This window comes from Pinibacter aurantiacus, from assembly GCF_019130065.1.
GTDB lineage: Bacteria > Bacteroidota > Bacteroidia > Chitinophagales > Chitinophagaceae > Pinibacter > Pinibacter aurantiacus.
Genome location: NZ_JAHSPG010000001.1, coordinates 661833 through 678015 on the forward strand (window position 1 = coordinate 661833; position 16183 = coordinate 678015).

Annotated in this window: 7 protein-coding genes; all 7 read right to left on the bottom strand. The window is 43.3% G+C overall.

Annotated elements, in window-relative coordinates:
* Window positions 1–49 precede the first annotated feature (49 nt).
* The 7 genes from KTO63_RS02390 to KTO63_RS02420 all read right to left on the bottom strand — a co-directional run bounded on the left by KTO63_RS02390 (window position 50) and on the right by KTO63_RS02420 (window position 16175).
* Window positions 50–5029, bottom strand: a complete 4980-nt coding sequence (locus KTO63_RS02390; protein WP_217789524.1) for a LamG-like jellyroll fold domain-containing protein — start codon at window positions 5027–5029, stop codon at window positions 50–52.
* Window positions 5030–5224: 195 nt separating this feature from the next.
* Window positions 5225–6403: a pectate lyase family protein gene (locus KTO63_RS02395; protein ID WP_217789525.1), complete on the bottom strand. Its 1179-nt coding sequence runs from the start codon at window positions 6401–6403 to the stop codon at window positions 5225–5227.
* A gap of 42 nt (window positions 6404–6445) precedes the next feature.
* Entirely contained in the window at window positions 6446–8146 is a 1701-nt protein-coding gene (locus tag KTO63_RS02400) for a RagB/SusD family nutrient uptake outer membrane protein (protein ID WP_217789526.1), read from the bottom strand.
* 30 nt (window positions 8147–8176) lie between these two features.
* Window positions 8177–11308, bottom strand: a complete 3132-nt coding sequence (locus KTO63_RS02405; protein WP_232372991.1) for a SusC/RagA family TonB-linked outer membrane protein — start codon at window positions 11306–11308, stop codon at window positions 8177–8179.
* 65 nt (window positions 11309–11373) lie between these two features.
* On the bottom strand, window positions 11374–12909 hold the full coding sequence (locus KTO63_RS02410) for a fasciclin domain-containing protein (protein ID WP_217789528.1): 1536 nt from the start codon (window positions 12907–12909) through the stop codon (window positions 11374–11376).
* 38 nt (window positions 12910–12947) lie between these two features.
* Window positions 12948–14657: a fasciclin domain-containing protein gene (locus KTO63_RS02415; protein ID WP_217789529.1), complete on the bottom strand. Its 1710-nt coding sequence runs from the start codon at window positions 14655–14657 to the stop codon at window positions 12948–12950.
* A 15-nt stretch (window positions 14658–14672) separates the two neighbouring features.
* Window positions 14673–16175: a RagB/SusD family nutrient uptake outer membrane protein gene (locus tag KTO63_RS02420; RefSeq protein WP_217789530.1), complete on the bottom strand. Its 1503-nt coding sequence runs from the start codon at window positions 16173–16175 to the stop codon at window positions 14673–14675.
* Between the last annotated feature and the right edge of the window lie 8 nt (window positions 16176–16183).

The window sequence follows — 16183 nt, forward strand, 5'->3', positions numbered from 1 at the left end:
ACTATTTTGGTGAAGCGATGATTGTTGCGTCAATCATCGCTTTTTGTTATTAATGAATTATTGTTACAGAACCTTTGATTTTCACTTCGTTGTTTACAGTTAATACGAAGAAGTAAGTACCGTTCGTAAGTATGCGCCCGTTGTATCTTCCGTCCCAATCATTGTTGTAGCCAACTTTTTCGTACACAAGTTTGCCTGAGCGATCAAATATCTGTATGCGATTGTTTGGATAACCGCTAAGATTTTTGATAACGAGTTTATCATTTACACCGTCGCCATCTGGAGACAGCAATTTGTTGTATTCCGTGAGTGCAGACTCTTCAACTTTCACGATAATTGACTTGCTTGCTTTACAGCCCTGGCTGTTGGTAAGTGTCGCTACATAGGTAGTTGTAGAGGTCGGTGCCGCATCAGTGTTGTTGCCTGAAATGTTGCTTACACTCATTGATGGCGACCACTTGATATCTCCTGAGCCAAATGCATGTAGTATTGCTTTTGCACCTCTGCTAATTGTTGTATCCGCGCTCACTGTCAAAGCGGTATCACCATTGATCTTTACTACTGCTGCCGCGGATGTATCTGAAAGACAAGACTGGCCGGAAATAGCAAGGATATTGTACTGACCTTGCATTGCTGTGGTGTAGGCCAATGCTTTCGCACCATTGATCGCAGCACCATTGTACAACCACTGATAACTCACAGCTGAATCTACTGCAGCGGCTGTTAAGGTAGTTTTGTCGCCAAGACAAATGGTTACATTAGCCGGAGTAATAACAGGTTTCGCAGGTTTGTTACCAATCACAACAACAACTGCTGTCTTGCTTGCCCTGTTGCCGTTTTTATCTACTGCTGTTAATCTTACTGTGTTGTTGCCTATGTTGGCGCAGCTGAAACTTGTTTTATTCAAGATCAATGAATCGATTCCATACACATCGCTTGTTCCGTTGTTGATGTCTGCCACTACAATGGTTGCAGCACCTGTAGCACTCAATCGTATGGTATCATTTTTCGTTACAACTGTCGGAGCTGTCGTATCTTTTCCTGTAGTGAACGACCACACATCGCCTTTCACTGTACCATCCTGATCCATTGCGTCTACCTTCCAATAATAAGTGGTGTTTGGTTTCAATGAATCAATAGATAAAGTTGTCGCTGTTTTATTTGTTGATTTCGCTTTTAATGAATCTGGTGATGTGCCAACATACATATTGAAACCGGTAGCGCTTCCAGTTACGTCGGTCCATGTAAAGTTTACTTTCTCAGGACCCGCACCGGCGCTGCCGTTAGCAGGTGTTGGATTAGAAACTTTTTTCAGCAATTCCTGTCCATTGTACAATTTCTGGATGGCAATGTCAGACAAAGCGTAGTTGTACATTCTGATATCATCCAGGCTGTCACGGAAAGGTTTCATCTCCGTAGAGTTACCGATAAGCAGGTTATCTGATTTACCGATTGAAAGCGTAGTGTAAGCTTTTGAACCAGCCAGTGCACCATTGATGTACACTTTCAGCAACTTGTTTTTTATGTCGCGTATGGCAACGATATGCACCCATTTGCCGGTGAAAAGATTAGTAGCACCTGATGTTACGGTGATGTCGATATTTGTTTTTGTTATACCATCATCAATAGCCCATGTAAGCTTACCGTCCTTTAATTGCAGGCCATACCATTTACCGGTGTTGGCCTCAAAGGTTCCCTTTTGTAAAAGATAACAATCCTTGCTATTTGAACTTGTGTAAGTGTTCGACGGAATATTTACCCACATGGAAACGGTAAAGGCATTTTCGTCAAACCTGATTTGCGGTGCATCGGGAACTACGATCGCGCCGGTAGCCGAAGGAGTTGATAATCCAAGGCCGCCTTTGAATTTTCCGTTCGTCCATGTTGGATTGGCCACATCGGAGACCGTACCATGATTGGCAGCTTTGGTGCTGTCGAATGCAATCACGCCGCTTGTGGCATCCAACGCATAATGCGCTACCAGGCCCTGTTCAAACCCTGTAGTGAAATTCCAAACATCACCTGTGGTTACACCCAAAGGCCCAACTGCATCTACGCGCCAGTAATACTTTGTTTGCGCCTGCATTTTTGTTACGTTGTACAACGCACTGTTGATATTAATGCTATCGGAAACTTTAGTCAGTTTGCTTGCATCGGTCCCGAAATAGAATTGGTATTTATTTGTATTTACACCGCCAGACCATGTCAGCTTCAACGTGTCCGTGAAGCCTTCTACCGTTGTGTTATTGGCAGACGGATCGAAAGGTTTTTGCGCCAACGCGCTTCCATAATACAGCGTTACAATTTCGGCATAGCTTAATGCGTAGTTGTAAATTTTCAATTCATCGAGCTTGCCTTTATATGGTGCGGGCTTATTGGTAGTAGCAAGGAATTCGAGTTCACCAATATTACCGATGATCAAAGAACTTGTTTCCCCAATACCTGAAAGTGCTTTTGCAATGGCCACTTCTTTTATCAATGCTCCATTCTGATAAGCACGTAACTTTTTCGCAGCTGTATCTCTTATCACTACCACATGCACCCATTCGTTGGTAAACAAACCGGTACCATCTGCTTGTAACTCATCTTTACCACCACCGTTTGCATCATTGTCATCATCGATGGCAAAACGAAGTTGCTTGTTCTTGAATTCAATATCGAAACGCTTACCTGTAGCGCCTGTTGTAGTGTTCTTTGTAATAGAACCTTTACAGAAAAGATAAGCACTCGTATTGTTGTCCTGTGGCAAATTGCTTGGATCTGCTTTCATCCAAAACGACATGGAGAACGAACCTTTGTCAAGGAACAATTGATCCTGGTGAGGAACGCTTACTACATACATGTTTGTGTTGGCCGTAGAAAAATCGAGGGCTTTGTTTTTCTTGCCCGGTATACGAATGCTTGCATCGTCTGCATCCAGGCCTAGAATACCGTCGTTCTTGTATTGTGAAGAATCTATTACTTTAAGATCGTCTCCTGTTTCATCAAAACTCCAGAATCCAACAAGACCAGCAGGAATAGCTTTTGTTGTTCTGAATGACCACACATTGCCAACTGCTGAACCTTTCGCATTGATGGCATCTATGCGCCAGTAATAAGTTGTGTTTTCTGTGAGTCCTGTAATATCGTAAGAAGGAGCTGCAACGTAGGCTACGTCAGCTTTTTTTACCAACGCAGCGGGATCTGTTCCAAAATAAACCTGGTAAGTTACAGTGTTGGAACTACCTGTCCATTTCAACGTTAATTTACCACCACTGATTTCCGCATATTGAAAACCATTGGCCGGTGTAGGTGTCGCTGCAAGTGTTGGCGCACTTGGAATGGGAGGCGTTGTTACAGACACAGGCACGCTGTACCCTGATGCATCTGCTCCTACTACTGCTTTAATCCGATAGTAATAAGTTGTGTTAGGCACCAACCCAGAGTTGTCTGTGTACGTAGTGCTATTTGCAGCGGGATGATTTACATCTGTGTAGTTAACACCGTCTGTTGAGCGCTCCAAAATAAAATAATCTTCACTGCCTTCATTGTCTGTCCATTTTACTACAACAGCACTGTTAGGTGCAGGCAATTCAGCCGAAGTAGCAGTCAACGTTACACTTGACGGAGCCTTGATCAATGCAGGAGGCACTGTGTTCAACAGTGAGTTGATGTATACTTCAATATTAAGATACTGCGGATAAGTTGTGCTGTAAGTAACCGCATCAGCTTTGTTATTTTTATTCAGGCCATTCGCATCTTCCCATGCATCGGGCATGCCATCGGCATCTGTATCCAATGGCGCTGGTCCACTGTACACGTTACCAAGACCACCGTTTGCAAGCGGCAGATCTGTTTCACGATATACGTACATACCCTTTGTACCTTTTGATTTCACTTCATCGATCATCAACTCATCCACCTGGTCACGACGCGGATAGCAGGAACCTACACTATCAATGACATGTTGATATGCATCCGCCGCATTCATTGTGGGGTTTGCCTGAGGATATGGAAACGCTTGTGCCTTAAATGCATCACCTGTTATGCCAGGATAGCCCGTTTCATCGAATGGAACCAATGCCCCATCGAGTACACCGTTCTGGTTGTTGTCGAAAAAATTGCCGGAACCAAATACATTAAAAGTACCTGTACCTCTTGAGAACGGCGTTGTTTTGCTGATTGGAGTAAGTGGGCCGCCTACAAAATAGTTGTTGATTATATTCACTTCTGACGTACCGGATGAACCGCCCATGATATAAGCATCTGCCGCCCATGGATAGGTAAAATCATCGGCGAGTCTTCCACCATTACCATAGTTGTATACGACGTTGTTCACAAACTCATTTACGCCTTTTACTTTAGGATTACGTGTTTTGTTGCTGATGTATAAATTTTTCAACAAGCTAACTCTGCCTCCATCAGGGGTTTGTATCAAACCACCTGCAGAGTGGTTTTCACGAAACAACCCTTGCCCGATGATACAATTCTGAATGGTGATATTGTCTGGCGCAGATCCTTTACTATCCCAGTTGATGGAAAAGTTTTCATCCATGCCCCATGAAATGGACATGTGGTCAAATATCATATTGGCACCGTTTGCAAGCCCTGACGCATCATTACCGGCGTTATTGGTTGCGCCGAGGCGAACGCGTATAAAACGAGAGATCGTATTGCTTGCTCCGGAAAAAGTTACTCGTTTATTGAAGAAAACGATACCGTTACCTGTAGCGGTTTGCCCAGCTATGGTTACGTTTGGCGACACAACAACATCTGAAGCAAGTGTTACAATACCACCTACGGCGAATACCACAATGCGGCCCGGTTTACTCACCGCATCGCGGAAAGAACCCGTTCCCTTGTCGTTGAGGTTTGTAACAATATATACTTCCGGATTAGCGACGCCTCTTGCTCCCGTTGCAAAACGGCCAAAGCCTTCAGCCCCGGGGAACGCAAGTGTTTGTGCTTGCAAGGAACCTGCCGTCAGCAACAGAAGACAGCAGATGCCAAACATACTGGTGAGTTTAAAAACAGCAATCTTTTTTTTCATGGCATGTTTTGGTTGAGTAGAGTTTTTTAGCAATTGTTGTTAGTTGATAGTTGTTAGTTGTTAGAGTTTATGTACAGATTGGTCTTGCAAAAGCTATCAACTGAACTGTCGACGCTGTTAGTTGTCTGGCGGTAGAAAGCAATGCTCCAAAGAAAGCCTGACAACTCTCAACTATCAACTAACAACTATCTCTATTTAGCGGGCTTCGGCCTCGGTATTTTGATTTTTCATTTTTGACTTTTTACTTTTCTTCTTGCTGACATTCAATTCAGCTTGCCCGCCGGCAGCTTCTTCTGTTTTAAATATCTCACCGCTCGTTCCTAAAGATTTCAGGTAACCAATAAGTCTCAGGTCAACTGCATCTCTGTTCAATGAAGCGCCTGCATTTGCTAATACACTTTTGTAAGCGCTTGCGGCATCTTCAATTTTCACTCCGGCAGGAGATTCGTTGCTACGTTTGGAAAGCAATGTAGCAGTAGCACTCACAAAATCAGAATCTACTACGGGGCGGCCATTCAATACACCGTCTTTATCGAGATCTGCAAAGTTTCCGCTGTGATACACATGATCTGTTGCGGTAAACATGCCAATGAATTTTGTCGATGAATTTGGGCCAGCAATAAAATAGTTGTTGATGATATCCTGGTAATGATCTGCTGCGGAATGTCCGCCAACAAAGCCATTCACGCCATAGTTGTACACAACATTGTTGATGTACTCAATACCTGCTTTTGCTTTTGGATTGCGGCTCTGGTTATCTATCCAGAGACAATGATGAATGGTGATATTCTTGGGATCCTCAAACAATGCACCGAACCGTTGCGGATCGATGCCTTCGCCAATAATGCAATGTTGAAGTGTAATGTTCGAGCTGCCTTTGATGTGTAGGTTGTCCCAGCGCCCCCACTGTATGGAACAATGATCCATGATGAGATCGTTCAGATTGTCCAGCACTACCGTGCATGCACCTTTTGACATATTGATGCTGCCGCGAAAACGCATGTATCTTACAATAGTGTTGCTGGCGAAAGAAACACCGTTTCCATACACTACAATTCCCTCACCAGGTGCGGTTTGCCCCGAGATGGTAGTGTTTGGAGACACTGCAATTTTGTCTTTGATTTTTATCACCCCACTCACATCAAATACCACTGTTCTTCCCGGCACACTTACTGCTTCGCGAAAAGTTCCTTTGCCTGAATCTGCAAGGTTGGTCACGTGATAAATGTCTCCTGCTTTTCCTCCCTGTGCATATGCGCCATATCCTTCTGCGCCCTGAAAAGCAAGCGTCTGTTGCGTTTGAGCGTTTGCATAGGCATTCGTACAAAGTAATGCGCCTATCAAAAACACTATTTTGTTATAGCGAGCAATCATGATTCTCTTTTTATTTTTCCTTATTACTTTTTCCTTTCCCACCTATTTCCATTTAAAAGGCAAATACCAATTGTCTTTGTTCATCAGTTTATCACGTACTTCAGTTGCACGTGGATTCTTTTCTCTTACCAGTTTCTCATAAATTTTATTGGCAAGGAACGATGGATCATTTCTTCTTAACGCAACTCTCACGAGGTCAGACCATCTTCTTCCTTCTGATGCCAACTCAAGTCCAGCCTCACTTACAATACCTTCTTCGATAGATAAAGTACTGTCACCTGTAACTGTTTGTGAGTAAAGATTTGCACGTCCGCGCACACCTACGTTCAGACACCAGTCGCCCGTAATTTTTGGATTGTCGCTTTTACGTGCATCAAAGTCATAAGGAAAACCTTCACCTGTGATCTTATTGGGAATGGTTGTTAATCCCTGGTTCACGATAGCATATGCCAATCCCTGGTGATTGTCACGATTTGCAGCTTCTGCAAAATCAAGATGCAAGGATGCAGCACGATACAGGAACCATTTACCGTTTTTCTCAAAAACATTCAACGGATTAAAGCCGTCGCCGTTCAGATAGTTGTACAAATATTTCATCGCAACCGGCTGCCCGTCTATTGATCGCGCAGTAAAAACCTTTCCTCTTGCATCATAGCCAAAATCATTTTTCTGCACCTGTGCGTTCCAAACATCCAGCGCATACTGTGAAGGCTTCAACATGTAGTTACCGCCGCGGTTAGAAAACAGGTTGATGAAAGGATCTACTGGTTCAAAACTTTTATTAAATGGCAGATACCAAATCCACTCGCGATCAAACATCGCATCTTCGTCGCGGGCAAACATGGAGCGCCAGCCTTGCGAATTGTTATCGATCAACATGCCTTCATCCTCTTCTCTGTAACGCACATAACCAACCGCTAAATCGTTGTTATCAGCTTTGGAAGCACCGGTAAGTCTATAATTGTACAAATCGCCTGTTCCACCTGTTTCCATCAAACTCTTTAAAACGGAAGCTGCTTTGTGATAGTCATTTCTCCACAGGTAAAGTTCACCGAGTAACGCTTCTTTGTTTACATAAAATCTATAGGTGGAATACCCATCTACGGCTGCTACAAGACTTGATGTGGTGGCATAAGGCTTCATGTATGGAAGCCCCTCCATGGTTTTGATCAACTCGTCTAACAACTGGTTGAATGGTATGCGCGGCATTAATGCAACGTTTTGCATATCCGTTGTTGTAGACAAGGGGTTGGTAACATATGGCACGTTGCCAAACTGTATGCCTAACTGCAAATACACCCATGAACGCAATGCCGCAACATCTGAGTAGCGCATGTTGTATTCTTCCTGTTTTAATTTTTTATCGCGTAGCATGATGTCGAAGTTGGCCATCACATCATTGCAATTCAGGATAACGGAGTAGAATGGTTTCGGATTGGCATATGGGTTGCCTTCCTTCACATCATGTTCGTTCAACTGCTTCAGGTATTCATCGGCAGTGGCAGTGGTACTCATAAGGTCGGCCCTTACTTCATTGAGCACTACATATGGCGTTGCAAGGTCCATGAACTTTCCGTAAACACCAATCACCGCCGCGTCTGCATCGAATACATCACGGTACATGTTCTGCTGGTCCAGCACATCCTTTGGCGCCACATCCAACATTTTATTGCACGAGGATGCGACCAATGCAGATAAAGCCAGTGCCGGAACGATATATTTATATGCTTTAAAAACTCTCATAACTTTTAAGCAATTGTTTTTATTAAAAGATTACAAACCAAGGCGCAGGCCTAACTGAAAAGATTTATACTGTGGTTCAAGCACTGCGTCAACGCCTTGTCCAAACACGCTGGATGTAGCACTGAACTCAGGATCGTAGCCAAGGTATTTTGTGAACGTGAGCAAATTATTTGCGGTGGCGTAAATGCTGGCATACTTTACAAAGCGCGGCTTCATAGGCACATCGTATGACAGAGAAGCTGTTCTAAGACGCAGATATGAACCATCTTCGATCCATCTGTCAGAGAAGCGGCTGTTGCCTGCGGGGTCACCCCATGTTGCTCTAGGCACGTCTGTTACCTGGCCTTCCGTTCTCCACCTGTTTACCACAGCCAATGTCTGGTTGGAATAACCACTCATAGATTCAAGCTGGCGACGTGTATAGTTGTAAACATCATTTCCTTTGCTGTAAGTGAACAGGAGGTCAAGTGCAAAGTTTTTGTATGACAAATGACTGGTGATCGCTCCAAAGAAATCGGGATTGGGATTGCCAATAACCTGTTTGTCATTTTCATCAATCACTTTATCGTTGTTGGTGTTTACGAATTGCACATCTCCGCCCTGAAATGCAGTATAGCCACCGGACGCATTCTTTGTGCTGTAACCGTCTGCACCTGCCTGGGTAGAAGTACTGTAAACGCCTTTTGTTTTATAACCGTAGAAAAGATTTGGAGCACCGCCAACCTGCGTGATAATGGTTGCATCTGCAAAGTCTGTAATGATCTGGTCCACTGGCAATTTCGTGATAGTCGATTTGTATTGCGCAATATTGAAACCAAGATCCCATTTGAAGTTTTTATTGTTGATCAAACGTGCATTTACATTCACTTCAAAGCCATTGGTTTTCATGCCACCGGTATTCGTCACCATATAATCCATGCCTGTAGCTGTTACTGCCGGCTCATATACGATCATCTTGTCGGTTTTGTTTTGATAAACATCAGCGCTGATGCTGAGTCGCTCATTGAACAATGAAACATCAAGACCACCATTCAGTTTTGTCACCGCTTCCCATTGTAAGGATGGATTACCAGAATTGCCGCGCACAAGGCCTTCTATACCTAACAGGTTTTGTGAGGTATAATATTTACGTGAAGTAAAATTGCCTATATCATCATTGCCGGTCATACCAACGGATGCACGCAGCTTCAACATGTTGATCCATTTTACATTCGACATGAAATTCTCAGAGGATATCAGCCATGCGCCGGAAAGCGAAGGCATCAGCGGATAATTATTGTTTCCAAAATGCACCACTGTCGCGTCTGTTACATCTGTGCCGAATCTTGATGATCCATCTATTGCCATATTGAATGACAGAAAATATTTGCTACGCAAATTGTAGTCTGCATTGAAGTAAGTGTTGAACCATCTCCACTCTCCCATGCTTCCACCAATGCGGCGCAATGAATTCAATCCATAACCAACACCTTTCATATCGTCTGTTGCTGAATTATAACCGAAACCATTGTCCTGCTCACTTGTGCTTTTGATATAACGGAACCCAACTCTTGCCGCAAATGAATGGATGTTGTTGATGGTTTTTGTGTAAGACAAACGAGTATCGTTTGAAACGGAGAACATTCTCAAAACCTGCGCACCCGACTGGTTGGACGCGATGGCATTATCCAACGTATCGCCTACCACACCGGCCTGTGGCACAAAGAAAGATTCTCTCACTTTGTCCATTGTTACGGCAAGTGTTGATGCCAAAGAAAGGTCATTAGTGAGTTTGTAATTGAAATTCACCGAACCGATGAAGCGATAGTTTTTATTCAACGCCTGCATGTTCTGAATGATGGCAACCGGGTTGCTTTTCTGGAAAATATCAGCATCCGCGAGTGATGGTGATTCAATGCCATTGTCGGCAACTTCGTGAATCGACAGGAATGGTGATTTTATCAACGCTGCATAGATCGGGTTCGTTTTATAGTTTGTTCCCTGATCTTTTAATTGCTGCTCTGTGTAGGTAAAACTTAAATTGGTGGCCGCTGTCAGTCTTTTGCTCAAATTAAAGTCTGCATTGAAACGAGTATTATATCTTGATAAACCTGTAGATGCGATGACGCCATTGTTCTTTAAAAAACCCATAGACAATGCATACTTCGCAACGTTGTCACCACCGGTGATCTTGAGATAACCGTTGGCTACTGAACTATTTTTGAGTACTTGCTTCTGCCAATCGGTACTGTTGTGATACATGTAGTAGCCGGCTTTCGACGGATCGTCGTTCATATAAGGCAGCGCCTGGATATCCTTTGCTGACAAGCCTTTTGATTGCAATAGCTCATCAAGCATTATGCGATAGTCACCGGCATTCATCACCGGTAACGGATCAGGTGCAATGTTGGCTCCTCCATACAACGCCACATCTATTTTTGTTGCTTCTTGCCTTGCGCGTGCAGTAGTGATAAGGATCACACCATTTGCACCTTTTGTCCCGTAAGTGGAAGAACCATCTTTCAGCACGGTAATATTGTCAATGTCTTTTACGTCAATGTACTCTAACGGATTGTTGTAGTGATTGGCAATCAATGACCCGCCATTAGAAGCGATGTCGAACACAATACCATCTACCACGATCAAAGGTTGATTGGTTGCATACAAAGATGAGTATCCTCTCAGGAAAAGATTCGCACCGATGTTGGGTGTTCCCGAACGACGAATGGCATTGAGTCCCGGAACTTTTCCCTGCAAATAAGAGTCAGGCGTTTCACCTACCAAAGAGCTATTGTTTGTAACCTGCACAGCGGTTGCAGCATTTGTAAGCGCAGACTTTGATGCAACATTGAACGGAAGGTTTATTTCATCGTAATAAGAAGTAAAGCCGTTCTCATACAACGATGCCGTTACGTTGTGTGCGCCTTTCAACGCGATCTCCTTTGCCTGGTAGCCATCTGCTTCTACGTGCAAAGTCACTTTATAATCGGGAACATTGATAGAAAAATTTCCGGCGCTGTCTGTGATCGTTGCTGCGGCATTGAGGTAACTGATTTTTGCACCATTCAACACTTTGCCTGTTGCTGCATCTCTTATGGAGCCTGTCGCCACGCTAACCTTCGATGCTTTTTTTCCATCCTGAGCAAAACCATATACACCGGAAGAGAGCAAAGCTGCTATCATCCAAGATCTTTTTATGTTAACCATTCGTAGCATTTTTTCTTAGTAATTAACCAGGGTTTTCTTTATTAAAACGATGGAACGAATTTTAGATAATCGAGTGTGAGATTCAATGGCACGCCGGTCGCTGCAGTAGCCGGAGCTTTTAACCTTATTCGTTTTATTGCCAGCGTATCAGAAACGGTAGCTACCGGCTTTGATATCACAAAATCATAGCTCGTGTTGGTATATTCACCCAGGTACACTTCATTGTAATTCCTTGGTTTAACCGCTACCTGAACATCTAAAGAAGGTGCAAAAGGTCTTGCGTAATCGCCCACCTGTAATATTTGCTGCAAAGTAGAATCAGTACCGTACGGATCATCACCTTGTCCTGAAATGGTCTTGTCATTGAACGCAACCCAGTACACTTTATACTTTGCAGTGAACAAACCATTAGTAAAATAATCAACGTAGTAGTTCGCGCCACTCGATCCAAGGTTCAGATAAATATCTTTAAAAGGCACGCCTGTCAAGGTATTCATTCTATCTCGAAAAAATATTTTTGTGGTGTACTTGTTGTCTGCGTTTGCAATTGAACCGGGATTCTCCCCTTCCACTTTTAAGGCGGGGATTTTTTCTGACAAGTCACAAGCGGCATCACTGAGTACATATACAATGCCATTGCTCACCTTGTGCGACTCAATAATCTTTGAAGGACTTATCGGCACATGCACATTGAATTTTGACAACAAGGCCGCAGGTAAATTAGAGGGCGTGTACAATCCCGAAATAGCAAGATCCTTCACCACAAAAAAGGAAGCATTATTAGTCGCAACGCTTGCAACACTGCTTTTGAAGAATGGCTTGGTTCTATCTACCTCAGAATTGAAGCCGCTATTTGCCAGAATGATATAGGTAAATAAACTGTCTTCATTGGCAATATCGGAGACTTTCGTTTTAAACGTGTTCACGACCACCATTCCTGTATTTGGCTTGTAAACAGAATCGCCCGTTATAGGATTAATACTGTCCAACTCAGCTTTTGAAGGATCCTGTAGCAAAAAGTTCAGTGAAGCGATGTAAGCATTTTGCGCATAAACATCTTTTGAGCTTACTACATAATCCCAAACATTTGGCAAAGGACTGATCGCCTTATCTATGATATGCAGCACACCATTGCGTACAAAAATATCTGCCTGCGTTATGTTAGCGTCGTCGAATTTTTTGTTGTAAAAAAATACGCGCTTGCCGTTTAACATCGCAACGCGTATAGAGTCCGTTGCATTGCTCGTAAAAAATTGCTGGCTCGCTATCATGTTTTGCAACACGGCTTTCAGTTTCGCTGTATCATTTGTCACCGCTGCCGGAAGTGCCGCCAGTGCTTCATTTACAGGAGCAAACACCGTGTAGTTCTTTGAAGAACTAAGCACTTTATCTAAACCTGTTTTTGTGAGATACTCGCTGAACTTGCTAAGGCTTGCATTTTTATTGATCTGATCGAGCAGGGTTTCATTAAGAGACTGTTGCTTCACTGCATTGTGCTCGTCCCATTTTTTACAGGACCACATTCCTGTCACAGCTATCAAAGCTACCAGCAATATATATTTTGTTGTTGACCGCATTTTTCAAAAAAATTTTTAACTACAATTCTTTGCTTCTATTAATATTCAATCGATCCATCAGGATTGAATCTCGGAACGGTTTGGTTCATGCCCACGGGAATGAAATGCACCATGTCGAAATTGCAATCTGAGTTACTTCCTGATACAAGGTCAAACCTGATCTTGTGTCTGCCTGTTACTTTTACGTCTACAATTCCAAGCATGCGAGCTGCGGTAGAACCGGATTTTTTGGAGGCGCCTGCCCACCATTTCCAACCCAATGCCTCTTGTTCTGCCTCTTTCAGCGGATCAACTGTAGATATTTTTGAGTGGAACTGTATCAATGCACTATTTAGAGGAATAGAATCAAACGAAGCCTGCACTGCACTGATCTTGCTGGTGTTTTGTGTGAAGTAACAGAACCACACTTTGTATTTTCCTTTTACCAGCAATGGAGTTGTAAATTCAATCCACGTGTTGCCGGCACACTCTCCAAGATTATCGGTGTTGCTTCCTTTGGTGCCCAAACCCATCTGCCAGTAATCTCCAAGGTAACCGGTAACACCTGCCCTGTATTTCAAACAACTTTTTTCCCATTTCACATCTTTCAAAGCGTTTCCGTCTGCATAATCAAACAGGTAAGTTTTCTTTTTGTAAACCGCGCTAAGTCTTGTCAACTCTGGCACTTCAGCGCACAGGTCCCAATACACAGGGAACGGACTTCTCACTTTGATTCTCAGGTGGCTCAAAGCTTTGTGCAATACACCATTGGTGGCAGATACATCGCTGCCTGCTTGCTCAAGCTCTACACCAGGTTCATGTACCGTGCCATTGATAGTGCTGTACTCGTCATCATTGAGCAACACTTTTTTATTGATCATTTTATCTGTAACCACTTCAAGTGGTGCGAGTGTTTCATGTGAACCTGACATCACAATGTCTGCCAGGTATTTCACATTGCTGAGGATATGATAGGCTACATATAAATGCAGACTATCTTTGGGATTTTTAGGGTCTCCTGTGTTGCAATATTTCGCTTTCAATTCGTCATAACTATGAAAGCCAGAGTCAGCCAATGCCTTGTTGGTCTCAGCAATGAGCGTGAGCCATCTTTGAGAACCGTCAGCATTTTTCATGGAGTTCAATGTATCATAATAGCCGGTTGCTTTTAATGCTTGTGTAAATACAGAATAGTCTGCGTTCTGCTCAGCGAGTTGTGCCAGTGTATAGGTTGTAGGAGTCAGTACATTGTCAATCACTTGTATGATGCCGTTTCCAACAATCACGTTCGCCTGCTTAACCAAAGCCTGTCGATTCACCACATAAGAAGAAATGCCTTCAGTGTTACTCACGCCTGTTACAAGAAACTGTCCATACATAGTTACTGATGGAAGTTTGCCGTCATTAAATTCGGCCGTGTTCACCATTTCTTCCAGCATGTGGAAACGAAGGATATCTTTCATCTGATCAACTGTTAGTTGATCAAGGGATGATTTGCCGTTTGATTTGAGGTAACTCTTTATTGCGTCATCAGTTGGCGCAAACAAAGTGTAGGTGCCGTATGCATTCAGGAACGCATCGTAACCTGTTTTGTTTACAATATCAATCAGCAACGTGAAGCGTTGCATGCTATCCTGTTTCAGATAGTCGAGCATGTTCACATCTGTTGTTGTAGTTTCTTTTATATCAACTTTTTTACAGCTCTTTAATGTAACACCCGCCACAACGGCAATGGTGATGATCATTAAAAGAAATAAAATCTTTCTCATAAACAAGCGATGTTATTATTTGTAAAATGGGTTTTGAACCAATGCTTTGTTAGTTTGCAATTCGTATTCGTATATCGGGAAATAATGACTGTTGTGATCCAGCATTTTCGCCTGCGCCGTGCGTACCATGTTTGCAGGCACAATACTCGAGATCATGTCCTGCAGATAATCAATATGCTCGTAGTTGTTTCTTTTCACATAACGCAGCACATCGTACCAGCGCTTTCCTTCAAACATAAATTCACGGGCTCTCTCTTCAAGAATGAACAACGAAACTTCATCCACATTTGCAGGATCGGGATTGTTGTCTGTGCCTGCCAATGCATTTCTGTTGTCACGCAATGCTTTTACAATGTCTAATGCATCTGCACCCTGTCCTTTTTGTGCAAGCGCTTCTGCCTTCATCAACAACACATCTGCGAAGCGATATACAAACCAGTGTGAATACGAGTCGCCGGGTGCGATAAGATCTTTATCGTTCTTGCCAACATATTTCCAGATCACTCCATCTTCCGCGCGAACAGATACACCGTCGCTACGAATGTCTTTTTGTCCGTAGATCGGATCACTTGTGTATACCTGGTCCATCACTTTGTTGGCCGCAAGAAAACGTCTGCTGCTTATGCCGAACATCGTAAAGAAATCATTTAGTTTTTGTGCGTTGTATTGCACTTCAAACAAACTCTCTGTTGAATTTCCTGTACGATATACGGTGTTGTACCAGGCGGTTGATGGTGCCAGTAAACCAAAACGGTAAGAGTTGATCACTTTGTTGCAGGCGGCAACTGCTTCATCATATTTATCCATCCACAAGTACACATCGGCTTGTATTGCATTCACCGTGTATCGTGTAATGCGTCCTTTGTCAGATGCATTGTCGCCGTAGGTCAACGATATTTTTGGTTCTGCTTCGTTCAGGTCTTTGAGGATTTGTGCGAGCACTTCCTGTTGCGAGCTTTTTGCAATTGTTACAATCTCTTCATCGCTTGAAGTAGATTTTAATTTCAGCGGCACATCGCCAAAACTTCTGACAAGATAAAAATACATGAGTGCTCGCATGGCCTTTGCTTCGGCAACATATGAATCCAGTGCTTCCTGTGTGAACGTTTTGTCTGTGTTCAACACGTCCGGAGCAAAATCAATAACGGTGTTGCAATAGTTAATGGTTCTGTAAACCGGTCTCCAGTTCGTGATCGTATTGCTCGGTACTGTGTTCACATTCATTACCTCAAACTCTTCGCTCAGTGTTCCCGTTGAAGGAGCGAGCATATCTGCGCGCAGCTCGCCCCATAGGAAGAACAGCTCGGGTAATGATTTATCCTTATTAGTAGGATCGTCAAGCAGCGAAGCATAAGTACCTATTACTGCGGCTTTTACCTGTTCCTTGGTTTTCCAATAATCTTGTCTGATAATACCGTCTGATGGTTTCAGATCCAGCCACTTGTTACAGGAAGCCGCACTGATCAGCACCAACAAAAGACAGCATGTTTTCAACCAATATTTTCCTTTAAACATCATTATGCGTT

What these genes read in the sequence shown, in the direction of transcription:
- KTO63_RS02420 (WP_217789530.1), bottom strand. Translation starts at nt 16,175, where the DNA reads ATGATGTTTAAAGGAAAATATTGGTTGAAAACATGCTGTCTTTTGTTG.
- KTO63_RS02395 (WP_217789525.1), bottom strand. Translation starts at nt 6,403, where the DNA reads ATGATTGCTCGCTATAACAAAATAGTGTTTTTGATAGGCGCATTACTT.
- KTO63_RS02410 (WP_217789528.1), bottom strand. Translation starts at nt 12,909, where the DNA reads ATGCGGTCAACAACAAAATATATATTGCTGGTAGCTTTGATAGCTGTG.
- KTO63_RS02405 (WP_232372991.1), bottom strand. Translation starts at nt 11,308, where the DNA reads ATGATAGCAGCTTTGCTCTCTTCCGGTGTATATGGTTTTGCTCAGGAT.
- KTO63_RS02390 (WP_217789524.1), bottom strand. Translation starts at nt 5,029, where the DNA reads ATGAAAAAAAAGATTGCTGTTTTTAAACTCACCAGTATGTTTGGCATC.
- KTO63_RS02415 (WP_217789529.1), bottom strand. Translation starts at nt 14,657, where the DNA reads ATGAGAAAGATTTTATTTCTTTTAATGATCATCACCATTGCCGTTGTG.
- KTO63_RS02400 (WP_217789526.1), bottom strand. Translation starts at nt 8,146, where the DNA reads ATGAGAGTTTTTAAAGCATATAAATATATCGTTCCGGCACTGGCTTTA.